Raw genomic sequence first — 23,468 nt, 5'->3', positions numbered from 1 at the left:
GGGTCACTCACTCGGTGTCGGGGCGGGCAGCGCCGGCAGCTCGCGTTGCAGGCGGATCAGGATGACAGCCAGTTGCCGGTATGCCTCTGCCCAGGCAGCCAGAGCTGCCGGGGGCGCAAGGTCGGCTAGCACTGTTTTCAGTGCATCCTGCAGAGCGCTGCCGAGCATGTCGAAGTGCGCCTCCTGTAGGCCGATATGCTGGTGTACTCGGGCAATCTTCGGCGCGTGCCGAAGGAAAGGCTCAAGGTTGTCGACGCTGGCTGCGTAGCTGGCCACTACCGAGGCCAGCGGGGGGAAGTCCGTACGCTCCAGCAGCGCGTAGGCGGAGGGGTAGTGCTGGGCCAGGGTGTCGTAGAGCCGCCGATTGATTGCGGCGCCGTGCTGCCTGAGCAGAGGGGCGCTCTGCTTGATCAGGCCTGCAGCGGGGGCGTCGAGCGCGGTACTCATGTGGGCTCCAGCCATTGTTCAAGCTCGTTCTTTTTCACCTTGCCCGTGGCGGTCATCGGTAGGGCATCGACGATGCGGACCTCTGGTACCTTGTAGGCCGCCATCACCTCCTTGCACCAGTTGATCAAATCTTCCGCAGTGGCTTCGCTGCCGGCCTTGAGTACGACGAAGGCTACCGGGCGCTGGCCGCTGACGGCATCGGCACGTCCAATCACGGCACTGGCCAGCAGGCAGGGATGCTGGCCGAGCATGGCTTCCAGCTCGCTGGGGAATACGCTCATGCCGTTGACCTTGAGCATTTCCTTGCGACGACCTAGGTAGCGGATGAAACCCTGTTCGGTGATCTGGCCCAGATCGCCGGTGTGCAGCCAGCCATCGCGCAGGGCGGCGGCAGATTCTTCCGGGCGTTGCCAGTAGCCGTGCAGCAGCGATGGACTGCGTACGCACAACTCGCCTTCGCTGCCCAGTGGCAGCAGGGCGCCGGTGGCGAAGTCGCAAACCTTGAATTCGGTGCCCGGTACCGGCAGGCCGACGAAGGTGGGGGCGCAGGTGAGGTCGAAGTCGTCGTCCTGCAGGCCGTAGGTGAAGGTGTCGCAGGTATGGGTCTCAGTCATTCCGAAGCTGAATTCGAACAGCGTGCAGCCGGTGAGCTCACGCCAGCGCGCACGATAGTCGCGGGTCAGTTTCTTGATGAAGGAAATGCTGCCGGTACGACGCAGGGAGCTGAGGTCGTAGTTGCTCACATCGGGATGGTCGAGGACCTCCGCGGCGCTGTCCACCAGCAGGCCGCAATGGGTGACGCGATACTGTTGCACCGCGCTCATGAAGCTCACCGTATCCCAGCGTGCCAGCAGTACCAGCCGGCAGCCCGCGAATACCGGGAACAGCAGTCCGGCGTTCTCGCCGGCGATCCAGAACTCCGGGAGGAAGTTGAGCATCACGCTGTCACGCCCCAGGTCGAGAGCCACCGGCAGGAAACTGGCACAGGTGTAGAGCATGTCGCCGTGGGTATGCACACAGCCTTTGGGCAGACCGGTGGTGCCTCCTGTGTAATTGAGTGCGGCGATATCGTCGAGAAGTGGAATGTGTTGCGGAACTGCAGCATTGCACTCATGTAGCGCAGGGTAGAAGTCAATGAAGTCGGCCGCCGCCACTTTCGGCGCCAGCAGCAGCTCCGGCACCGGTACGCTCGGCGTACTGGGGCGCAGCTCGGAAAGGCTGGTGGCCAGCACGTGCTCCAGGTTGCATTCGTCGCGCACGGCCTGCACCACCGGCAGCAGTTGATCGAAGCACAGGATGATCCGCGCGCCGCTGTCCTTGAGCTGGTAGCTCAGCTCCAGGCTTTTGGATAGCGGACTGACCGGTGCGTACACAGCACCGCACTTGAGCAGACCGTAGAAGGCGATATGCAGCTGGGGGCAGTTGGGCATGAACAGGGCAATGCGGTCCCCGGGCTGCACGCCGAGTTCGCTGAACAAGGCTGCACAGCGGTCGGACAAGCTGTCCAGCTCGGCATAGCTGAGGCTGTGGCCATAGAAGTCCAGTGCCGGAGCCTCGGGCTGCAAGCGAGCCCAGCTGCGCAGGTACTCGCTCAGTGGCTGCTCGCCATGGGGGTAGTGGGGTTGGCGGGATGTGTCTGCCGGCCAGGCCGAGGCTTGCAGGCTGGCCAACTGCTCAAGGTAGAGAGCTTGGTTCATTGCTCGGACCCTTTGGGTTCTTGTTGGGCGCATCTTAGGGGCAGGCGAGGTGCGCCAGAACTGATGCTTATTCATCCTCATATATGAATGCTATTCATGGTTTGGTTGGCCAATCCAGCCTGGTAGGCTTAGGTGTTGGTCATGGCTGTGATTAATCATGAATAAAGAACATGAATGGTCGGTAATCGAACGTATCGATCTAAACCTGTTTCGGGTGTTCGAGGTGATCTATCGCGAGCGCAATCTGACTCGCGCGGCGGTTGCCCTGCATCTGAGCCAGTCGGCGGTCAGTCACGCGCTGCGCCGCTTGCGTGAGCAGATGGATGACCCACTGTTCGTGCGCGAAGGGCGCGGCGTGGTGCCTACTCCGCTGGCCAAGCAGCTGGCGCCGGGCATTCACGAGGCATTGGGAGGGCTGCTGCGCAGCGTTTCTCGCGGGCAGCACTTCGATCCTGGCAATGACCGCAGGACGTTCTGCCTGAACATGCCGGAGCAGATGGAGCCGGTGGTCCTGCCTGCGATCATCGCTCATCTGAGTCGAGTAGCCCCGCAGCTGGAATTGCGCAGCAGCAGCCTGCACTGGGCCGATCTCAAGCGCGAGCTACTCGCGGGGCGCATCGACCTGGCCATCGAGATCGCGCGTCCCACCGACAATGAGTTGAGGCAGCACCTGCTGCTGCGCGACCCATTGTGTGTGGTAGCAGGCCCCGGGTTCAGTGGCGAGTTGAGCCTGCAGCGCTACCTGGCTGCCGACCATGTGGCCGTCACCTCTCGGCGGCGTGGCATTTGTGTGGAGGACCTCGCCTTGGGCGAGGTGGGGTTGGTGCGCAACGTTCGGCAGCGCTGCCAGCACTACCTGTCGGCGGCATTGCTGGTGGCTCAGAGTGAGCAGTTGCTGACCATGCCAAGGCGCTACGCCGGGTTGATCAACGGTGGGTTGCCGAACCGCTTGCTGGATCTGCCGGTGAGCCTGCCGCCGGTGAGCCTGAATCTGTATTGGGCGGCTCAGTCCGAGGGCGAAGCGGGCAATCGCTGGTTGCGTGGCCAGCTGCTGCAGCTGGCCGAGTGACAGCGGTCCGCAAACCGGGATCTAGTTGCGTCGCTCGACGATGTAACGAGCCAGTTCGCGCAGCGGTTCGGCGCTGTTGCCGAATGAACGCAGGGCGTGCAGAGCCTGGTCGCGCAGCTCCAGTGCATAGGCCTTGGCCTGCTCCAAACCGAGCAGGGCGGGGTAGGTCGGCTTGTGGTTGGCTTCGTCCTTGCCTTGGGTCTTGCCCAGGGTGGCGGTATCGCTCTCCACGTCGAGGATGTCGTCCTGCACCTGGAAGGCCAGGCCCACGGCCCGCGCGTACTGTTGCAGCGAGCGCAGGCTGGCCAGGTCGGCCTTGCTGCTGGCCAGGGCGCCGAGCTGCACGCTGGCTTCGATCAGTGCGCCGGTCTTGTGCCGGTGCATGATTTCCAGGGCCTGCTGGTCGAGTTGGCGACCCACCGACTCCAGGTCGATGGCCTGACCGCCGACCATGCCGGCCGGGCCGGCCGCACGCGCCAGGCCCAGGACCATGGACAGGCGTAGGTCCGGATCGGCCGGGTTGCGCCGAGCGTCGGCCAGGGCCTCGAAGGCCAGGCTCTGCAGGCCGTCGCCGGCGAGAATGGCGCAGGCCTCGTCATAGGCAATATGGGTGGTCGGCTGGCCGCGGCGCAGGTCGTCGTCGTCCATGGCCGGAAGGTCGTCATGCACCAGGGAATAGGCGTGGATCAGCTCCACGGCACAGGCGGCGCCATCGGCGCGGTCGAGGTCACCTTCCAGCGCCTCGCAGGCAGCGTAGACCAGGAGCGGGCGCACGCGCTTGCCGCCGTTGACCACGCTGTAACGCATGGCCTGGTACAAACGGGCCAGTTCGCTGCGAGGTGCGTCGAACAGTTCCTCCAGCGCGGCGTCGACCCGCGCCTGGCAGCGCTGCTGGTACGCGGCGATCATGCCTGCTCGTCCGCTTCGAAGGGTACTTCCTCCAGTTCACCGTCGCGCTCCAGCAGTTGCTGGACCTTCTGTTCGGCCTGGGCCAGGGCGGACTGGCAGTCGCGGGTCAGGCCGATGCCCTGCTCGAAGGCGGTCAGCGAGTCCTCCAGAGATAGCTCGCCGCTCTCCAGACGCTCGACCAGGGTCTGCAGATCGGCGAGGGATTTTTCGAAGTCGACGGCAGCTTTCTTGCGGGCCATGGGGCGGACTCTCGGCACAGTTGGATCGGAGGTCAGAAACGCAGCACTTCACCGCTGCTGCGGGTGGGGGCGACCAGCGGGATCTGTGGCTTCTGCTCGACCTTCGGTTTGACGGGCTTCGGTGTGGCCTGGGCGGGTTTCGAGGCTTCTGCGATCGGCTGGTTACGCAGCGGTTCGATGGCCTCTGAAAGGCGCAGGGCCAGTTGGCGCAGCAGGCGGCTCTGGGCCTGAACCTGGTCCGCCGTGCTACCGCTGTGAGCTTCCTCCAACCGAACCAATTGGCTGTCGCGCAGTTGGCCGCCCTTGTCCAGCAGGCGCCATTGGGCCTCCAGCACCGCAGGATAGCTGGGGCCGGAGTCCAGACGGATGATGTTCACCTGTACCTGTACGTCGGGTTTGAACTCGGGACTGATCGGCGCCAGTACGGTGCGTTGGCTGTCCAGGCGCCAGGCCAGCTGGCGCAACAGCAATTGGTCGATATCGGCGGCCAGGCTGCCGGCCCAGCGGGCATCGTTGGCAGCCATCAGGCTGCTGTCGCTCTGGCGCTGCAACAGGGTTTCATGCTGCAGATAGTCGGCCACGGAGACCGGGCCAAGCAGCACGGCCAGGCCCTGGCTCTTGGTAGGAATCTCGGCGTTGCCGTTGTCCAGCTGGTACAGCGGTATCGGCTTGTGCGCCGTGCAGCCAGCCAGGCCGAGCAGGCTGGTCAGCAGCAGTACGGAGGAGAGGCGCAGCAGTTTCATCGTTTCACCCGGGACCGCTACGGCGGCCGCAATCATGCGTCAAGGCTGCGTATGATCCGTCAAAGCGGCCGCGGACTCCAGTCCGCGGCGCTCTACGGCATGCCTTCGCGCTGCGCTCGGGCTCAGGCCGGGCTTTCCACCAGCAGTTGGTCGACCCGCTGGAAGCCGCGTGGCAGCTTGTTGCCACGGCGTCCGCGCTCGCCCTTGTAGTGCTCCAGATCGTCCGGCTTGAGCGACAGGGTGCGCTTGCCGGCCTGCAGCACCAGGGTGGCGCCGCTCGGCAGCACGGCCAGGTCGGTGAGGTATTCCTCGCGGCTGGCCACGCGCTCACCGGGGATGCCGATGATCTTGTTGCCCTTGCCTTTGCCCAGTTGCGGCAGGTCGGCGACCTTGAACAGCAGCAGGCGACCTTCGGTGGTCACCGCCGCCAGCCAGTCTTCCTCGCGGTTGGCCACCGGCTTGGGCGGCACCACCAGGGCGCCGCTCGGCAGGGTCAGCAGGGTCTTGCCGGCCTTGTTCTTGGCCTGCAGGTCTTCACCCTTGACCACGAAGCCGTAGCCGGCGTCCGAGGCGATTACATACAGCGCGTTGTCGTCCGGCAGCAGTACGCAATCGAAGGTCGCGCCCGGTGGCGGCTGCAGGCGGCCGGTGAGCGGCTCGCCCTGGCCTCGCGCGGATGGCAGGCTGTGAGCGGCCAGCGAGTAGCTGCGCCCGGTCGAGTCGATGAACACGGCGTACTGGTTCGAGCGACCCGGCGCAGACGTTTTGAAACCGTCGCCGGCCTTGTACGACAGGCCGGTGGCGTCGATGTCGTGGCCCTTGGCGCAGCGCACCCAGCCTTTTTCCGAGAGCACCACGGTGACCGGTTCGGTCGGCATCAGCTCGGTTTCGGACAGGGCCTTGGCCTCGGCGCGGGCGACGATCGGCGAGCGGCGGTCATCGCCGTACTTCTCTGCGTCGTCGAGTATTTCCTGGCGCACCAGCTTCTTCAGCTTGGTTTCGCTGCCGAGCAGGGCCAGCAGCTTGGCGCGCTCCTTGGCCAGCTCGTCCTGCTCGCCACGGATTTTCATTTCTTCCAGGCGCGCCAGCTGACGCAGGCGGGTGTCGAGGATGTAGTCGGCCTGGATCTCGGTGAGGCCGAAGCGCTCCATCAGCACCGGCTTGGGCGAGTCCTCAGTGCGGATGATGTGGATCACTTCATCCAGGTTGAGGAAGGCAGCGAGCAAGCCTTCCAACAGGTGCAGGCGCTTCTCCACCTTGTCCAGGCGGAACTGCAGGCGACGACGCACGGTGCCGACGCGGTACTGCAGCCACTCGGTGAGCAGGGTGCGCAGGTCCTTGACGGACGGCTTGCCGTCGAGGCCGATGACGTTGGTGTTGACCCGGTAGCTGGACTCCAGGTCCGTGGTAGCGAACAGGTGCTGCATCAGTTCGTCGGCATCCACACGGTTGGAGCGCGGGATGATGACGATGCGGGTCGGGTGCTCGTGGTCCGACTCGTCGCGCAGGTCGGCGACCATCGGCAGCTTCTTCGCCTGCATCTGCGCGGCGATCTGCTCCAGCACCTTGGCTCCGGAAACCTGGTGCGGCAGGGCGGTGACCACGATGTCGCCGTCCTCGACGCGATACACGGCGCGCATACGCACCGAGCCCTTACCGGTTTCGTAGATCTTCAGCAGGTCGGCCTTGGGCGTGATGACTTCCGCCTCGGTGGGGAAGTCCGGGCCAAGAATGTGCTCGCACAGCTGCTCGACGGTGGCGTTCGGCTCATCCAGCAGGCGTACACAGGCGCTGGCGACTTCGCGCAGGTTATGCGGCGGCACGTCGGTGGCCATGCCCACGGCGATGCCGGTGGTGCCGTTGAGCAGGATGTTCGGCAGACGCGCCGGTAGGGTCGCCGGCTCGTCGAGGGTGCCGTCGAAGTTCGGCACCCAGTCCACGGTGCCCTGGCCTAGCTCGCTGAGCAGCACCTCGGAGTAACGCGACAGGCGAGCCTCGGTGTAACGCATGGCGGCGAAGGACTTGGGATCGTCCGGCGCACCCCAGTTGCCCTGGCCGTCGACCAGGGTGTAGCGGTAGCTGAACGGCTGCGCCATCAGCACCATGGCCTCGTAGCAGGCGCTGTCGCCGTGCGGGTGGAACTTACCGAGCACGTCACCGACGGTACGCGCCGATTTCTTGTGCTTGGAGTCGGCGTCCAGGCCCAGCTCGCTCATGGCGTAGACGATGCGTCGTTGCACCGGCTTGAGGCCGTCGCCGATGTGCGGCAGGGCGCGGTCCATGATCACGTACATGGAGTAGTTGAGATAAGCCTGCTCGGTGAAGTCGGCTAGGGAACGGCGTTCCACGCCTTCCAGGCTCAAGTCGAGGGAGTCGCTCATGCGTGCCTCAGGGTCATTTCAGTGAAGTCGATTGGCGCAGCACCAGGGTGCCACCCTTTTGAGTGAATTCGAGTTGCTTGAGGGCGCTCATGCCGAGCAGCACCTCTTCGCCTTCCATGCCAGGCGTGATCAGCGCCGCCACGTCGCGCAGCTGGATGTCACCGAGCTGCAGCAGGTCGAGGCGGGTGCGCCAGCCGGTGACGGTACCGTTGGCCGTGCGAATCTGCACCGGTGCGCCGGGTTGCAGGCCGAGTTCGCCGGCCAGCTTCTGCGGTACGGCCACGGCGGTGGCGCCGGTATCCAGCAGGAAGGTCACCGTGCGCGTATTGATCTTGCCGTCCAGCACATAGTGGCCACCGCGGCTGCTGGCCAGGCGCACCTCGATATAGCCGTCGCCGTGTACCGACTGCAGCTGGCGATTGGGGTTGTCGCGCTGCTCTTCCCAGTTGCCGAACCAGTAGGTGGCCAGGGCCAGAGCGACTATCCAGGCCAGGATCAGCATCACGCGGGCGGCACGCTGGCCGGCGGGTCTGTCGCTCACGGTGCGCTCCAGCCGCCGGCTGGCGCCTTGAAGTGCCAGAGCAGTGGGCGGCGCTCGCCGTCGGCGCGGGCCAGGTCGTTGTTGTCCACACCCAGCCAGGCGCCATCCTTGTCCAGCCACAGGGCCTCGGCGTTGCCGTAGGGCTCGGGGTAGCGGCGCTCCTGGGTCAGTGCGGCAGCGGCGAAGGACCAGCATTTCTCTTCCGCACCGGTGGTCGGGCTGCGGCGACAGATGCGGTGCTCCAGACGCTCCAGGCTGAACAGTTTGCCGTCGAGGAAGGACAGGTCGCCAAAGCTGCGTGGGTAGCGCTTGTCGCTCTGAGGCGTGAGCGGTGAGCGCAGCTGGCCGGCTTCGGACATCAGGATGCAGCCGCCGGTGCAGCGCCAGCGGCCCTTGTCCTTGTGCAGCACCAGCAGGCCGCGGCGTTCGCGCTCGGCGGCCAGCCACAAGCGCTCGCCAGCCGGGTCGATGGTCAGGCCTTCGAGGAGGGCGTTGTGGCGCAGCAGCATGCCACTGGCACGAGCCTGACGGATAAGGCCCTCGGGCAGTGGTAGCCATTCGGCCATGCCGCTGGGGCCGACCTGGAGCAAGGCGGTGTGTGCCTCGCTGAGCAGGTAGCGATTGCCCTTGGCGTCGCAACTGATGCTCTCGAAGTCCAGCTCGCCGCCACGTACCTGATTGGCCAGCCAGGTACGCATGCGCAGGCCCCATGGCAGGGCGCTGGGCGGCACTGGCGGCGCGTCGAAGGTTTCCGCCTCGGCCTGCCAGGCGCCGTCGGCCGGCAGCAGCCGGTACAGGCGATCGTCCTCACGGTCGGACACGACCAGCCATTCCTCGCCGCAACGGGTCAGGCCGGACAGGTTGCCTGCCGCCATGCCGTCCACCGGGTGTTCGGCCAGCAGCTCCAGCTGAGTCAGTTCGGTCGGCTTTTCGGCGGCGAGGGCAGCGGAGGCGAACAGCAGGCCGGCGAGGGCCAGGCCCAGCCTCACGCGAGAACCTCCGCGAGGTTGCCCTTGGCTTCCAGCCAGCTCTTGCGGTCACCGGCGCGTTTCTTCGCCAGCAGCATGTCCATGATCTCCAGCGTGCCCTCGAAGTCTTCCAGGGTCAGCTGCACCAGGCGGCGGGTGTTGGGGTCCATGGTGGTTTCGCGCAGCTGCGGCGGGTTCATTTCACCCAGGCCTTTGAAGCGGGTGACCTGCGGCTTGCCACGGCGCTTCTCGGCCACCAGGCGATCGAGGATGCCGTCGCGCTCGGCTTCGTCGAGGGCGTAGAAGATCTCCTTGCCCAGATCGATGCGGTACAGCGGCGGCATGGCCACGTAGACGTGGCCGGCATCCACCAGCGGGCGGAAGTGGCGAACGAACAGGGCGCAGATCAGCGTGGCGATATGCAGGCCGTCGGAGTCGGCGTCGGCGAGGATGCAGACCTTGCCGTAGCGCAGCTCGCCAAGATCGGCCGAGCCCGGATCGACGCCGATGGCCACGGCGATGTTGTGCACTTCCTGGCTGGCCAGCACTTCGCCGCCGTCGACTTCCCAGGTGTTGAGGATCTTGCCGCGCAGCGGCAGGATCGCCTGGAACTCCTTGTCGCGCGCCTGCTTGGCCGAACCACCGGCGGAGTCACCCTCGACCAGGAACAGTTCGGAGCGCATCGGGTCCTGGCCCGCGCAGTCGGCCAGCTTGCCGGGCAGTGCCGGGCCCTGGGTGATCTTCTTGCGCTCGACCTTCTTGCCGGCCTTGAGACGACGCCCGGCGTTGCCGATAGCCTGCTCGGCCAGGAGCAGGCCGGTTTCCGGATGGGCATTGAGCCACAGGCTGAAGGCGTCCTTGGCCACGCCGGAGACGAACGCCGAAGCCTCGCGGGAGGACAGGCGTTCTTTGGTCTGGCCGGAGAACTGGGCGTCCTGCATCTTCATCGAGAGGACGAAGGCGATACGCTCCCAGACGTCTTCCGGGGCCAGCTTCACGCCGCGCGGCAGCAGGTTGCGGAACTCGCAAAACTCGCGCATGGCGTCGAGCAGGCCCTGGCGTAGGCCGTTGACGTGGGTGCCGCCCTGGGCGGTGGGGATCAGGTTGACGTAGCTTTCCTGCAGCGACTCGCCGCCTTCCGGCAGCCACAGCAGGGCCCAATCGACCGCCTCCTTGTTGCCGGCCAGGGAGCCGCAGAACGGTTCGTCGGGCAGGCGCACGAATTCGCTGACCGCGTCGACGAGGTAAGAGCGCAGGCCGTCCTCGAAGTACCAACGGGTGGTTTCGCCGTTGTTCTTGTCGGTGAAGGTAACCTCCAGGCCCGGGCACAGCACGGCCTTGGCCTTCAGCACATGCTTCAGGCGGCTGATGGAGAACTTCGGTGAGTCGAAGTACTTCGGGTCGGGCCAGAAGCGCACACTGGTGCCGGTGTTGCGCTTGCCGACCGTGCCAATCACTTCCAGGTCGGTGGCCTTGAAACCGTCGGCGAAGGTCATGCGGTGCTCGTTGCCGTCACGCTTGACCTTGACCTCGACCTGGTTGGACAGGGCGTTCACTACGGAGATACCCACGCCGTGCAGGCCGCCAGAGAACTGGTAGTTCTTGTTGGAGAACTTGCCGCCGGCGTGCAGCTTGGTGAGGATCAGCTCGACACCGGGGATGCCTTCTTCCGGGTGGATGTCGACCGGCATGCCGCGGCCGTCGTCGACCACTTCCAGCGAGTTGTCGTCGTGGAGGATGACCTGGATGACCTTGGCGTGGCCGGCCAGCGCTTCGTCGACGCTGTTGTCGATGACTTCCTGGGCCAGGTGGTTGGGCCGCGCGGTGTCGGTGTACATGCCCGGGCGCTTGCGCACCGGGTCCAGACCGGACAGTACTTCGATGGCATCGGCGTTATAGGCGTTCTGCTGGGCCATAAGCGTTCAGGTCTTCTTCAAAAGGGTGGAAAAGTCGAAATCGGCCCAGAGGGCGGGGGCAAAGCCGGCCAGTGCGAGGATTTCCGGGATGCGCTGGGCGAAGCCCTGGTAGCTGTGGTCGCCGCCTTCCTGAATGTCCAGTGTGCAGCCGGTGTAGAAGGCCTCGGCCTGGCGGTAGTCGAGGGTCTCATCCATGGTTTGCAGCCACACATGGTAACGGGCTGCGTCCTGCGGTTCGGCTGTCTCCAGCTCCTGCAGGGCGGCGACGTGATCAACGGTCAGCAGCCAGGTCTCGTTGGTGTAGTAATTGGTCTGCTCGACCTCCTTGCCACCGAACAGCCGGTGCGGGCGCACGGCCGGGTTGATCAGCAGGGCGGAGAGACCGTGCTGCTCCGCAAGGTGGGTGGCGTAATAACCGCCCAGGGAGCTGCCAACCAGCAAAGGCCGGCCCAGCTCGGCGATGGCTGTCTGCAGCTGCTGCATGGCCTGACGCGGGTGGTGATGCAGGGCCGGCACGCGCAGATGCCGAGTGATGCCGCCATGTTCGGCCGCCCTGAACAACTGGCTGGCCTTGGTCGAGGCGGGCGAGCTGTTGAGGCCGTGGATATAGAGGATGCTGGGATTCATGGAGCGGGAGGCTACAAGCTAGGCGGCCGAAGCCGCAAGCATTGACACCTCAGGTATAGGCCTGGAGTTGGTTTGCGGCCGTGCAGGAACATGTATATGTAGGACGGCACCCCGCGCACCTGAACGCCGACGATCAGTAGCCCTTGATACTGTAGTCGACTTCGAAGTGGATTCCGGTGACCCGAGAGACGCCTGTCTCAAGCTTTCCGTCGTTATGCAGGCGCAACCAGCGATAACCGGGGGCGGTGGTATCGACCTGGAATTCCTCGCTGCCGGGGGCGAACTGTACGCAGGTGGACGGCGATGCAAGAAGGCGAACGTTGCCGCGCTGCTGGTCGAACTCCTGGTGCACGTGACCCCAGAGCACGGCCTTGACCTGCGGATAGCGGTCCAGCACTGCGAATAGCGAGTCCGGGTTGCGAATGCCGATCGGATCCATCCAGCGGCAGCCGATGGGCACCGGGTGATGGTGGAAGCACACCAGATGGTGGCGCTCAGGGGCTTCGCTGAGGGCCTTTTCCAGCAGTTCCAGCTGATCGTCTGCCAGGTAGCCAGGTACTGCACCGGGGATCGATGAGTCGAGCAAGGTGATGCGCCAGTTGCCCAGATCCACCACCGGCTGCAATAGATCGCTGCCATTGCAGGCCTCGCGCATGGCTGGCAGCTCGTCATGGTTGCCGGGGAACCAGCGAGTGAGAGTATCGAGAGCGGCGGTGAGTTGGCCGAAGCGCTGGTAGGAGGCCACGCTGCCGTCCTGCGAGAGATCGCCGGTGGCGAGGATTAGGTCGATCTCCGGCTGTTCTGCTTGCACACGATCAACGACCTTGGCCAGGCTGTCATGGGTGTTCATGCCCAGCAGTTTGCCGTCTTCCTCGGCAAAAAGATGACTGTCCGACAACTGCACGAGCAGCACCGGGCGATCGGGGGCAAGAGACGACGGGCGCGACAAGGGCCAACTCCTGGGCGGGTTCCCAGGATTATGGTGGGTGAAACGGGATTAGGTAAACCCGGCAAACGTGAACCTGTCACATTTGCGCAGTTGTGATCACAGCACGGTGACGAGTTCGTGTCCGCAGGCGATGCAATGGCTTAACCATTCGCCGAGGAACAGATTCAGCTGGGTCTTTTCGTCTGGTTGGTGCATGGCTGCATTCGGGTAGGGGTAGATCCCGCGGAAGCGCCGGGCGTTTTCTGCACCTATTACCTCGGCCATGCGCGCGTCGTGGTAGGCGCGCACCTCCAGTCGCGGTGCCGGCAGCCATGGCAGGCTGTGCTCCTGGCGCACTTCCAGGGTGGTGGTGTAGGGGCAGTTCTCGGTAACGCGGATCAGCAGCACGCCGAGCAGCAGGTCGCCCTGGCTCAAGGCGACGCGGCGCTCGCCCTGGGCCACGCGCATATCCGGTAGCAGGCGCAGCAGGCGCGCATAGTTGGCTTCGCAAGCGGCCTGCAGTTCGACCAGGTCGACCCGATAGCGCTCGCGCAGCAGGTTCATGACCACAGCCCCCGCACTTCGGCGCGGTTCAAGGCCAGCCATTGCAGAGCGATGATGCTGGCGGCGTTGTCGATGCGACCGTCTTTCACCGCTTGCAGTGCGCTCTCCAGTGGCCAGACATGAACGCGGATGTCTTCGCCTTCCTCGGCCAGGCCGTGCACGCCACCGACGCCTTCGCTATCGCAACGGCCGACGTAAAGGTATACGCGTTCGTCGGAACCACCGGGAGAGGGGTAGTACTGGGTGATGGGCCAGAGTGCTGTCAGTTTCAGGTCAGCCTCTTCCTCGGCCTCGCGGTGGGCCACTTCTTCGGGTTGTTCATCCTTGTCGATCAGTCCGGCCACCAGTTCCATCAGCCAGGGATTGGCACTCTTGTCCATGGCGCCGACGCGAAACTGCTCGATCAGCACCACACTGTCGCGCTGCGGGTCATAGGGCAGGACGCAAACGGCGTCGTGGCGCACGAACAGTTCCCGGCTGAGTTGCGGGCCCATGCCGCCGGCGAACTGGCGGTGGCGCAGATGCAGGCGGTCCAGGCGGTAGAAGCCCTTGAAGCAGGTCTCGCGCTGGAGCACCTCGACATCGGCATTTGACATGCAACTCTCCCCTTTTGGCAGGGGCAGGCCCTGCGGAAATCCAGCCGTCTCGATCAGGCTTGTGATGGAAATGTGCGCGCCGTGCAGGGCCTTTGGCAAGGCTGTCGTTGCCGACGTTCGCGGCGCCAGGGGCAGCATTCCACCGCCCAGTCACGACAGTGTGACGTTCGATATGCCTAGCCGTTCGGCATTTATCGTAAATAGCAGTCTTTTTCATTGACTACCCATGAGTATACTCGGGCCGTCGGTATCGACTTCAACATGGAGGTAGGGGAAATGCGCGCTGCAGAGCTGATTGATCTGCTCCGGCAATATGACCCGGACATGGATATCCCGGTGGCCTACACCGACGCCGAGTTCGGTGAAGAGCCCCGTTTGCGTGTGGCCAGTTGCTACAGCGCAGGTGAAACGCGCTGCTACCAGAATCTGGTGGAGCAGGCGCAGGAAGGCCTGGTGGTTCTCGATCCATTCGGTCGCATTACCTACATGAACCCTTTCATGCAGCAGTTTCTTGGCTATTCATCGGCGGAGGCGCTTGGGCGGCCTCTGGCCCAGATGTTGTCGGCCGATCTGGTCGAGGTGGTGCTGATGCAGCGCCGAGAGGGACCATCCGCCGAGCGTTACCCGATGCGCATCCAGGCTCAAGATGGCCAGGTGCGCTGGGTGCAGATGAGCGCCACGCCGATTCCCAGCGCTGACGGCAGCGATCGCGGCAGCCTGCTGACGGTCACCGATATCTCTCACCGCGAGACCCACGCGCAGAAGCTTGGCGATCAGGAGAGCCTGGGGCAGAAGGTCTGGCGTATTTCCGAACAGCTCGACAGTCTCAAGTCCCTGCGCATGAACCTGCTGGCCGAGTTCGAAGCGCTGCAGGGGTCGCCGCGCATCGCCGCCACGCCCTACTGGCATCAGCAGCGCTACCTCTATCTCGTGCGTCCACAGAAGGATGGCAAGCGCGTACGTGAGTACATCGGTGCACAGCCTGAGCGAATCAACGAGGCTCTCGCCGCCGTTCGTCGCGAACAGCGTTATCAGGATGTGTTCCGTGAGCTGCAGGACATAGAGGAAAAGATCCGCACTTCCACCTTCAAACTCGACAGCTTCCTCTGGGAGTTGGCGAAGGTGCCGCAGAACCTTCACAAACTCGTGAGCTAGAGCCTGCGCGACCGGTTTTTCTCATGACGGTTCCATGACCAGCCGCCCCAATCCGGGGCGGTTGTCGTTTCTGTGCCCTTAATATCTGTGATCACATATAAAAATCATTTTTAAATCAATTGCTTATGGGTGTTTGTTGTTAATGACAGCGAAGGCCTTTTGGTCCTTGTTGTGCCATTAAACCGCTGAATAGGATGCCCGCCTCTCTACTCAGCAGGACGCAACGATGAGCCACCCACAGCAGCCCCCTCTGGATCACGACCAGTTCTATCGTGAACTCACCCTGCGCAATGCCGGGTTCATCAGTACCGACGACCAGTGCGGTCTGCGCGAGGCAGTGATCCTCGTGGCGGGTTGCGGCTCCACCGGCGGTAGCGTGATCGAGCTGTTGGTGCGCAGCGGTGCGGAGCACCTGATCCTGGCCGATAACGGCAGCTACGAGCTGAACAACGCCAACCGGCAGAACATGGTGATTGGCGACATCGGGCGCTCCAAGGTCGAGGTGTTCGCCGAGCGTGTGCGGCAGATCAACCCGCACATCAAGCTGCAGCTGCACGAGCGAGGTATTACCCCGGATAACGTCGAAGCCATGGTCGCCCAGGCTGATGTGGTGGTGGATGCGGTGGACGTCACCGGTCGCTCCGGGCTGGAGATGAAGTACCTGCTGCATCGCGTCTGCCAGCGCCAGTACAAGCCGGTAGTGTGCGGCTACGACATGGCTGCGGCGCAGTACATTCCTGTGTTCGACTACCGCAACCCGGACTTGGAGGTGCTGGGCAATCTGCTCAGTGCCGAGCAGGTTGCCACTCTCGATCCGTTGCAGGCCTGCACCTTCCTGATCCCCGTCGAATGCGTGCCGCTGGAAATGTACGCCGAGCTGGACCGCCACCTGGCCGGCAAGGACTACACCTCGCAGCTGGGTATCGCTGCCCACCTGTTCGGCACCCTGGCGACCGCACTGATCCTCGACCTGATCAATGGTCGCCCGGTGCGCGACGCGATCTATGTCGACGTCTGGGAGCTGGTCCGGCGCCGTGATGCCCAAGGCGAGCGCGACCATCAGAGCAAGCTGGACCAGGGGCGCCAGGCGTTGGCCCAGTGGCGCCAACTGCCACCGGATCGGCCGGATGCGTTCTTCCTCGAGCGCTCTGTGGCCCACTACCAGCCGCCGCAACTGGCGGGGCTGAGCGGCTACCAGCAGTTCTGCATCGACCGCCGTGCCGGCGTTGTCACCTACGCCATCCCCAACTACCAGCTGGACAACAACCTGACTCGCCAACTGCTGCGATTCGCTTTCGTCCACTATGCCAAGGTCGGCTTCATCAACCCTCAGGTTGCCGCTTATCGCCAGCTGCACGCCGAGCCGCTGGAGCATCTGGCCCAGGAGGACGTGCACATCGTTCTGGCGCGCGAGAGCGACCACCAACTGCTGGCCTATTCCACCCTCAAGGCGCCAATCATTCGCGGCAAGCGCTTCGATGACCCGCAGCGCCCGGCCTTCGGCGTGGAGACCGCCTTCGGTCGTGACCTCTACGACCAGGTCGACGAGCTGCGTGCCGTGCCGGTGGAGCAGGTGCGTGAAATCGGCCGGGTGACCAAGGCGCAGATCGGTGATCCGGTGTTGGAGGCCAAGGTCGGCCTGATGCTGCTCAGCGCCTACGGCAAGGTGCTGGGCAGCGCCGACAGCGGCGTGGTGGCGATGGTCGGTGACGGCGAGCGCCAGGTGACCCTGCGCAACCTCAGCTTCTTCGGCTTCCGCCCGCAGATCCTGCCGGCACGCACCGCCAGCATCCCGCCTCAGCACCTCTACGCCAATCGCTACCAGGGCCGCGAGGTGCATCCCTTCTGGTTGTTCCTCGACGCCATGGACCGCGAGCGGGTAGCACAGGTCGAGGGCCTGATCGAGCTCGACGGCGACGAATTCCTTTCTCAGCTGCGCGACATCAAGCAGCAGAACACCCTGCACATAGGAGCATGAATATGAACAGCACATGGAACGAGCAACAGCAGGCCATTCGCGCCCACTACCTGGAAGTCGCCCGCGAGCTGGTGCGTCCCACCTCCGCGCTGCGCGACCAGCAACTGGGCTTTGATCGTGAGTTGTGGCAGGCCCTTGGCCGCAGCGGCCTGTTCGGCGTACACATGCCTAAGCAGTACGGTGGCCAGGGCCTCGGTATCTGGGAGTTTTCTGCGGCACTGGAAGGCTTCTCCGAGGGCTGCCAGGACATGGGGGTGCTCGTGTCCTTCGTCGCCCAGGTCGCCCTGGTACAGTCGGCGTTGCTCAGCTACGGCAGCCAGGAACAGCTGCAGAAATGGCTGCCGCCGCTGGTCAGCGGTGACAAGATCGGCTGCTTCGCCATCACCGAGCAGGGCTGTGGCTCCGACGTGCGCTCGCTGAAGCTGGCGGCGCGCCGTGATGGCAGCGGCTACCGCCTCAACGGCCTGAAATGGAACATCACCAACGCGCCAGTGGCGGACATCTGCATGACCTTCGCCCGCCTCGACGAGGCGGGTGCCAATGCCATCTCCTGCTTCATCACCGAAACCGCCAAGCCAGGCCTGACGCAATCCGCTCCGTTCGAGCTGATGGGCAATCGCGGCACGCCGATAGGCAGTCTGAATTTCGACGAAGTGGCGCTAGACGCCGACAGCCTGATCGGCGCCGAAGGACAAGGGCTGCGCGTGCTGTATTTCGGCTTCCTGGTCGAGCGCATCTTCACCGGCGTTGTGGTGTCCGGCTGCATGCAGCCGCTGATCGACGAATGCCTGCAATACAGCCTCAAGCGCCAGGCCTTTGGTCGGCCTATCAGCGACAACCAGTATGTCCAGGGCCATATCGTCCAGGCCTACACCCAGCTGGAGCTCCTGCGCGGCGTCATGGTGCGCGGTCTTACCGAGCTGGAGCAGGGCCGCGACTGCTCGACCCTGGCCTCGATCATCAAGATGCTGGCCAGCGAGGCGCTGCACGAGACCTGCCTCAACGCCATGCGCATCCACGGCAACTACGGCTACCGCCGCGACAACTACTACGAGCGGCTGCTGCGCGACTCCATCGGCCTGTTCTTCGCCGGCGGCACCAGCGAAATCCACAAGCACGTGATCTGGACCAACCTGGTGGCCGAAGCCCAGGACGGCAGCAAGACCAAGGATGACCTGCGCCTCGACGCCTACACCCGCGAGAGCGAAGGAGCTGCCGCATGAAGACCCGCGCCGTCGCGCTGCTCTCCTGGATGCTGCATCGGCCTTGGCTGATGCTGGCCATCCTGCTGCTGGTCACCGCCCTGGCGGTGGTCAGCGCAGGCCGCCTGGAGATCAACAGCACGCCCTACATGATCGACAAGAGCCACCCCAGCCGGATGGCCGATGCCGACAACAAGCGCCTGTTCTCCAATACCGGCGAGCAGGCCTTCATCGCCCTGGAAAATCCGCAGGGCAATATCTTCAATCCGACCAGCCTGAAGCTGGTGGCCGAGTTGACCCGAGCCTTCCAGGCCATCGAGCTGGTGCAGCCCAGTGACACCGACAAGCTCCAAGCTCTGCGCCTGGACAGCCGTTTGGAGGCGGATGTCGAGGCCATCCTCGAAGGCGGCCTGACGCCGGCCGACCAGTCGCGCCTGGTCGCGCTGAAGCAGCGTCTGCTCGAGACCGATCAGCTCAACCACACCCAGGAAGCCTGGCTGGACAGCTTGCAGACCCGGCTGGTGCCGATCCGCAAGGTGCGCAGCCTGGTCACCATTGAGAACATGCTGACTGTCGACGAGGCGCTCGACGTGCATCCGCTGATGCCGCGTGTGCCGCAGGACAAGGCCGGACTCGATGCACTGCGGGCCGAGGCCATGGGCAACCCGCTGTTCCTCGACAGCCTGGTGTCGCGCGATGGCAGCGCCACCACCATCCAGGTCGAGTTCAACATCGCCCAGGACGACTCGCCGGCCATGCTGCAGGCCTACCAGGCCATCGTCGCGATCACCGACCAGGTGCAGAGTGACGACAGCCTGTATCTCAGCGGCCCACCGATGATCGCCGCGCAGACCGCGTCGAACATGGAGAAGGACAATCAGACCCTGCTGCCGGCCGTGCTGCTGGTGATCCTGCTGATCCTGTTCGTCAGCTTCGGTCGCCTGCAGGGCGTGGTGGCGCCGTTGCTGATCGCCATCTTCAGTCTGATCTGGACCCTCGGTCTGATGGCCGCGTGTGGCGTGAAGCAGAACATAATCACCTCGATGATGCCGGTGTTCATCATCTCCATCGCCGTTTGCGACGCCATCCACTTCCTCTCCGACTATTACCGCAACCTGCCGCCCAATCCGGATCGCCAGGCGCGCATCGACACCGCCTTCAAGGTGATGCAACAGCTGTTCTGGCCGATGTTTGTGACCTGCATGACCACCCTGGTCGGCTTCTTCTCGCTGGCCTGGACCGACGTCACCTTCATCCTCGAGTTCGGCGTGTTCACTGGCTTCGGCATCTTCTTCGCCTGGCTGATCACCATCGTTTTCCTGCCGGCCATCGTCATCCTGTGGAAGGCCGAGCCGCCGCGCCACGGCCTGCTGGTCAGCGATCGCCTGGACCGCATGATTGATCGCCTTGGCCATTTCGCCCGCTACGGCAAGCGCCTGGCCCTAGGCATGCTGGTGGCGATCGTGCTGTGCAGCTGGTACGTGGTGGAGAACCTCACCGTGGACAACCAGGTGATCGGTTACTTCCAGGAAGACAGCCGCATCCGCCAGGACGACGCGGCGATCAACGCCAAGTTCGGCGGCACCACGCCGATCAGCGTGATGATCGAGAGCGAGCAGGTCGACGTGTTCAAGGACCCAGCCGTGATCCAGGCGGTGGCGCGCATCCAGGACTACCTGCGCGAGCAGCAACTGGTTGGCTTCACCTATTCGGCGGCCGACTTCGTCAAGCGCCTGCACCAGGTGACCCAGGACGAGTTCGCCGCCGAGCAGTACCGCCTGCCGGATGACATCAGCGGCACCTTGCTGGCGCAGTACTTCCTGCTCTACGAGAACGCCAATGGCCGAGACCTGTTCGACGTGGTCGACCGCCGCTTCCAGAGCGGTCGGGTGCTGGCCATCCTGCACACCGACCGTTCCTCGGAGGTCGGCGCAGTGATGAAGGACACCCTGGCCTTCGCCCGTGACACGCTACCCGTCGGCATGACCGTGCGCGTGTCTGGTTACGGCGAGGTGCTGGTGGCCACCACTGACGCGGTGGTGTGGGGGCAGATCAACAGCATTCTGTCGTCGCCTGCGATGATCATCCTGATGGTCATGGCCATGTTCCACTCGATCCGCCTGGGCTTCGTCGCGCTGCTGCCGCTGTTGTTTACCCTGGTCGGCATCAGTGGACTGATGGCGCTGTCCGGCACCGACCTGGACATCGGCACCTCGATCATTGCGGCCATCTCCTTCGGCATTGGCATCGACTACGCCATCCATGTGATCGCCGCCATGCGCCACAGCAAAGGCACACCCCAGGAGGCCACCCAGTACGCCTTGCGGCACACCGGCAAGCCGATCCTAATCAATACCCTGGCGCTCGGTCTGGGCTTCCTGGTGCTATGCCTGTCGGGCTACGAGGCGCTGGTCAACCTGGGCTTCTTCATCTCCCTGACCATGCTGTTCGCCGCGCTGTTCGCCCTGCTGGTGCTGCCGGTGTTCGTGCGTACCCGTCAGGAGTCGCAGCCCACTGCGCAACTGGAGCCGGTCAATGCGTAAGCATCTGCTCTGGCTGCTGTGCGTGGCCCTGCCGGCGGGCGCTCAGGACTGGCTGGCGCTGACCCTTTACCCCGGCGGCGACCTGTATCAGGCGGGGCACCTGCAGCAACTGGTAGGTGCCACGCAGAACCTGTGGGAAGTGAAGGATGGCCAGGGACGGACGCCGATCCAGTCCCTGGACAGCCTGGCCAGCACCAACGCCATCGCCACCCAGGGGGACGATGTGCGCTTCCGCCGGTTGATCGAGACCCGTGAGCTGACTCCAGCTGGCCTCAAGACCCTGGCCGGCCTGGTCGAGACGCATCCGCTGCTTGGCCCACGCCTGGTTACTGCCCAGCACGACGGCACGCATTTCTGGCTGCGCCTGGCGCAACCCTACGCCAAGGCCGAGAAGGCCGAGCTGCTGCTGAGTTACGCCAAGCACCTGGCGGCGGACTTCAACCCCAACTGCCGCGTCGCCAGTGGTGCACAAGGGGCGCTGGAGGGCTTCCAGCTCAACGAGTGGACGCTGCAGGCCGAAGGGGCGGTGCCATCGCGCACCGCCACCCTGCAGGCGCTGCAGCAGGCCACCGTGACCCTGCGTGAGCGCAGCCTGCAGGCCTACTCGGCTGCAGACATCCTGGCCTACCTGCGGCAGGTGTTGAACGGCGAGTCCGGCCTCCCGGCCAGCGATGACGAGGTCGGCCAGCTCTACCTGATCGCCGAGAGTCTGCGCAGCCGCGATCTGCAGGACCTGGCCCGGCCCGACTTCCAGCGCCTCAAGGTGGTTGTGCTCGGTCGCCAGCGTCCGGACACCCCATCCCTGCCGGGCTACCGCCTGGACACCACGGCTCGCTGGTCATCCACCCCGAACAGCTACCTGACAGTCGACTGTCGTTAAGGAGTTTTCCATGCGTATTTCCCTGATCGCCCTCGGCCTGCTGCTGAGTCTGCCGGCCCTGGCCGAGGCTCTCGACCCCACTACCATCATGCGCACCGTGCGTGACCGTGATGAAGGCCAGGACCGTCGCTCCGAAGTGACCCTGGTGCAGACCATGGCCGATGGTTTCGTCCGCGAGCGCAAGCTGCTGATGCTGGAGAAGGAGTATGGCGAGGAACGCAAGTCCACCCTGTACTTCACTGCGCCCAGTGACACTGCCGGCACCGGCATCCTCATGCACAGCTACGCCGAGGCTCAGGCCCGTGAAGACGACCAGTGGCTGTACCTGCCGGCGCTGCGCAAGACCCGGCGCATCGCCACCAACTCCAAGGAAGGCCCGTTCCTCGGCACCGACTTCTCCTTCGCCGACATCGAGCGCATGCGTGTCGACGACTACCAGTACAAGCTGTTGCGCGAGGAAGAGTTCAAGGGCCGGCCTGTCTACGTGATCGACGCGCGCACCGCCGACGGCCTGGAAAATCCGCGCACTGGCTACAGCCAGCGCCTGGTGTATATCGACCGTGAGCGCAACCTGATCCTGCGCGACGAGTTCTTTCGGGGCGGTCGTCAGATCAAGACCTTCGAGGTGGTGGATGTAGCCGAGGTGGAAGGTTTCTGGACGGTCAACGAGTCGCTGATGAGCAACCTGGTCGAGGGAGGCCAGACCCGGCTGCTGCGTACCGCCGCCGACTACAACCTGGATCTGGCTGACCAGAACTTCAGCGAGCGCGCCCTGCGCAATGGGGTCCGCTGATGCGTGCAGTGTTTATCGGTCTGTTGGGTCTTACCAGCCTGCCGCTGGCCGCGGCGACCTTCAGCAGTCGCGGCTACCTGGAAGACAGCTACCATCATGACGCCACCGATGCCAGCAGCTCCGGCCATCGGGCCGAGGCGCTGCTGGAAAGTCGTATCAGCGAGGGCAACTGGACCCTCGACAGTGTGCTGCTCGGACGCTACCGCAGCCAGTATGACGATGCTGGAGGCAAGCTGGAGGATCGTATGGAGTCCGACCAGGAGCTGCGCGAGTTGTACGTCACCTGGGCCGGCGACAACTGGCAGTGGCGCCTCGGTCAGCAGCAGATCGCCTGGGGCCGCGGCGACTACTTCCGACTGGTCGATGTGCTCAACCCGCTGGACCTGCGCGAGTTCCTGCTGCCCTATATCGACGACTACTCCCTCGGTCGCCAGACCCGGCCGATGGCTGTGGTGGAGATCTACGGCGGCAGCCTGGAGCAGCAGTTCGTCGTCGCTCCCAAGACCAAAACCACCCGCTACGCGCCAGCCGGTGCCGACTTTGCCATCGCTGGCCGGCCGGAGGGACTGGCCGAGGACGACGAGCACGAGCGACCGGATATCGGCTGGCGCGGAAAGATGCTGGTCGACGGTACTGACCTGGACTTCTATCTGTTCGACGGCCTCAGTCCTGATCCTCTATACGTGGTGGAGAAGGGGCAGATGGTCGAGCAACAGCGCCGCCGTAGTCTGGTCGGCGCCTCGTTCGCCCGCCCGGCTGGCGACTGGGTGGTGCGCGGCGATCTTGTGTACCTGTTCAACGAACCGCTGCAGACCCCGGAAGGCGCCGACAACGTGCCCAAGTCGGCGGCGCTGCTCGGCCTCGACCTGACTCGCAACGAATGGACGGTGAACTTGCAGGCCACGGTCAGTCATCGCCACGGCGCGCCGGCCAGCCTGCAGCGTGAGACCGGTTGGGAAGCATCGGCGGCGGTGCTCAAGGACTGGTCCAAGCAGCGCCTCAACGCCGGCATCCTTTGGCTGTACAACCGAGAAGTGCAGAGCAGCCACATGGTCAAGGCCAACCTCGGCTACCGACCGTGGAACCAGTGGTACCTGGAGACGGGCTACATCGCTTTCAGCGGCGGGCAGACTACCCAGTACGGTCAGTTCGATAACCGTGATCGTCTCTACCTGCAGGTACGCCGCGACTTCAGCCTTTGAGAACCGGTTTACGATCTCCTGGTCGCCGGCCATACGGCGTTAAAAGCAGTCCGGGACGCGGCGTCTCGGAATGCCCATTTACAGCTCGTA

21 protein-coding genes are annotated in these 23,468 nt (G+C 64.4%); 8 read left to right on the top strand and 13 right to left on the bottom strand.

The features are described from left to right. Positions 1-3: 3 nt before the first annotated feature. Together IB234_RS14355 and IB234_RS14350 are read right to left on the bottom strand one after the other, a co-directional pair. A complete protein-coding gene (locus tag IB234_RS14355; protein WP_192318844.1) occupies positions 4-447 on the bottom strand; it encodes a globin domain-containing protein in 444 nt (147 codons plus the stop codon). Then, entirely contained in the window at positions 444-2,144 is a 1,701-nt protein-coding gene (locus tag IB234_RS14350) for an AMP-binding protein (protein WP_192318841.1), read from the bottom strand. The genes IB234_RS14355 and IB234_RS14350 overlap by 4 nt, the downstream gene beginning before the upstream one ends. Positions 2,145-2,301: 157 nt before the next feature. Between IB234_RS14350 and IB234_RS14345 the strand changes: the two genes are divergently transcribed. Next, positions 2,302-3,213 (top strand): LysR family transcriptional regulator, encoded by a 912-nt coding sequence (locus tag IB234_RS14345; RefSeq protein WP_192318839.1) that lies wholly within the window; start codon positions 2,302-2,304, stop codon positions 3,211-3,213. Between the two features lie 21 nt (positions 3,214-3,234). Here IB234_RS14345 and ispA read toward each other — a convergent pair whose 3' ends face one another. The 11 genes from ispA to IB234_RS14290 all read right to left on the bottom strand — a co-directional run bounded on the left by ispA (position 3,235) and on the right by IB234_RS14290 (position 13,625). After that, positions 3,235-4,122 (bottom strand): (2E,6E)-farnesyl diphosphate synthase, encoded by an 888-nt coding sequence (gene ispA / locus IB234_RS14340; RefSeq protein WP_192318835.1) that lies wholly within the window; start codon positions 4,120-4,122, stop codon positions 3,235-3,237. Beyond that, complete coding sequence (locus IB234_RS14335) at positions 4,119-4,361, bottom strand: exodeoxyribonuclease VII small subunit (RefSeq protein WP_192318832.1); 243 nt, start codon at positions 4,359-4,361, stop codon at positions 4,119-4,121. The genes ispA and IB234_RS14335 overlap by 4 nt, the downstream gene beginning before the upstream one ends. Before the next feature lie 32 nt (positions 4,362-4,393). After that, positions 4,394-5,104, bottom strand: a complete 711-nt coding sequence (locus IB234_RS14330; RefSeq protein ID WP_192318830.1) for a PqiC family protein — start codon at positions 5,102-5,104, stop codon at positions 4,394-4,396. 122 nt (positions 5,105-5,226) lie between these two features. Continuing rightward, a complete protein-coding gene (parC, locus tag IB234_RS14325) occupies positions 5,227-7,485 on the bottom strand; it encodes a DNA topoisomerase IV subunit A (protein WP_192318827.1) in 2,259 nt (752 codons plus the stop codon). Positions 7,486-7,498: 13 nt separating this feature from the next. Beyond that, positions 7,499-7,987: a TIGR02281 family clan AA aspartic protease gene (locus IB234_RS14320; RefSeq protein WP_225580613.1), complete on the bottom strand. Its 489-nt coding sequence runs from the start codon at positions 7,985-7,987 to the stop codon at positions 7,499-7,501. Positions 7,988-8,022: 35 nt separating this feature from the next. Beyond that, entirely contained in the window at positions 8,023-9,015 is a 993-nt protein-coding gene (locus IB234_RS14315) for an esterase-like activity of phytase family protein (protein ID WP_318652021.1), read from the bottom strand. After that, a complete protein-coding gene (gene parE / locus IB234_RS14310) occupies positions 9,012-10,910 on the bottom strand; it encodes a DNA topoisomerase IV subunit B (protein WP_192318822.1) in 1,899 nt (632 codons plus the stop codon). The genes IB234_RS14315 and parE overlap by 4 nt, the downstream gene beginning before the upstream one ends. Before the next feature lie 6 nt (positions 10,911-10,916). Then, positions 10,917-11,537, bottom strand: coding sequence for a YqiA/YcfP family alpha/beta fold hydrolase (locus IB234_RS14305; RefSeq protein ID WP_192318819.1), 621 nt, complete (start codon positions 11,535-11,537; stop codon positions 10,917-10,919). Between the two features lie 133 nt (positions 11,538-11,670). Further along, entirely contained in the window at positions 11,671-12,486 is an 816-nt protein-coding gene (cpdA, locus tag IB234_RS14300; protein WP_192318817.1) for a 3',5'-cyclic-AMP phosphodiesterase, read from the bottom strand. A 96-nt stretch (positions 12,487-12,582) separates the two neighbouring features. Then, entirely contained in the window at positions 12,583-13,035 is a 453-nt protein-coding gene (locus IB234_RS14295) for a DUF1249 domain-containing protein (protein WP_192318815.1), read from the bottom strand. Next, complete coding sequence (locus IB234_RS14290) at positions 13,026-13,625, bottom strand: NUDIX domain-containing protein (RefSeq protein WP_192318812.1); 600 nt, start codon at positions 13,623-13,625, stop codon at positions 13,026-13,028. Before IB234_RS14290 ends, IB234_RS14295 begins: the two co-directional genes overlap by 10 nt. A gap of 276 nt (positions 13,626-13,901) precedes the next feature. Here IB234_RS14290 and IB234_RS14285 point away from each other — a divergent pair, with 276 nt between their 5' ends. From IB234_RS14285 to IB234_RS14255, 7 genes are all read left to right on the top strand, one after another. Then, positions 13,902-14,780 (top strand): PAS domain S-box protein, encoded by an 879-nt coding sequence (locus IB234_RS14285; RefSeq protein ID WP_192318809.1) that lies wholly within the window; start codon positions 13,902-13,904, stop codon positions 14,778-14,780. Between the two features lie 226 nt (positions 14,781-15,006). Further along, positions 15,007-16,758, top strand: coding sequence for a HesA/MoeB/ThiF family protein (locus tag IB234_RS14280; protein WP_192318807.1), 1,752 nt, complete (start codon positions 15,007-15,009; stop codon positions 16,756-16,758). Positions 16,759-16,760: 2 nt separating this feature from the next. Beyond that, the gene (locus IB234_RS14275) at positions 16,761-17,981 is read left to right on the top strand and encodes an acyl-CoA dehydrogenase family protein (protein ID WP_192318804.1); all 1,221 of its coding nucleotides are present in this window, start codon (positions 16,761-16,763) and stop codon (positions 17,979-17,981) included. After that, positions 17,978-20,503, top strand: coding sequence for an efflux RND transporter permease subunit (locus tag IB234_RS14270; RefSeq protein ID WP_192318802.1), 2,526 nt, complete (start codon positions 17,978-17,980; stop codon positions 20,501-20,503). The genes IB234_RS14275 and IB234_RS14270 overlap by 4 nt, the downstream gene beginning before the upstream one ends. Next, a complete protein-coding gene (locus tag IB234_RS14265; RefSeq protein ID WP_192318800.1) occupies positions 20,496-21,383 on the top strand; it encodes a hypothetical protein in 888 nt (295 codons plus the stop codon). The genes IB234_RS14270 and IB234_RS14265 overlap by 8 nt, the downstream gene beginning before the upstream one ends. Positions 21,384-21,393: 10 nt before the next feature. Beyond that, positions 21,394-22,176 (top strand): outer membrane lipoprotein-sorting protein, encoded by a 783-nt coding sequence (locus IB234_RS14260; protein WP_192318797.1) that lies wholly within the window; start codon positions 21,394-21,396, stop codon positions 22,174-22,176. Beyond that, complete coding sequence (locus IB234_RS14255; RefSeq protein ID WP_192318795.1) at positions 22,176-23,378, top strand: DUF1302 family protein; 1,203 nt, start codon at positions 22,176-22,178, stop codon at positions 23,376-23,378. The genes IB234_RS14260 and IB234_RS14255 overlap by 1 nt, the downstream gene beginning before the upstream one ends. The last annotated feature ends 90 nt before the right edge of the window (positions 23,379-23,468 follow it).

Source organism: Pseudomonas sp. PDM16 (genome assembly GCF_014851865.1).
GTDB lineage: Bacteria > Pseudomonadota > Gammaproteobacteria > Pseudomonadales > Pseudomonadaceae > Aquipseudomonas.
The sequence above is the reverse complement of the archived record's forward strand: the minus strand, read 5'-3'. Positions and strand labels throughout refer to the sequence as shown.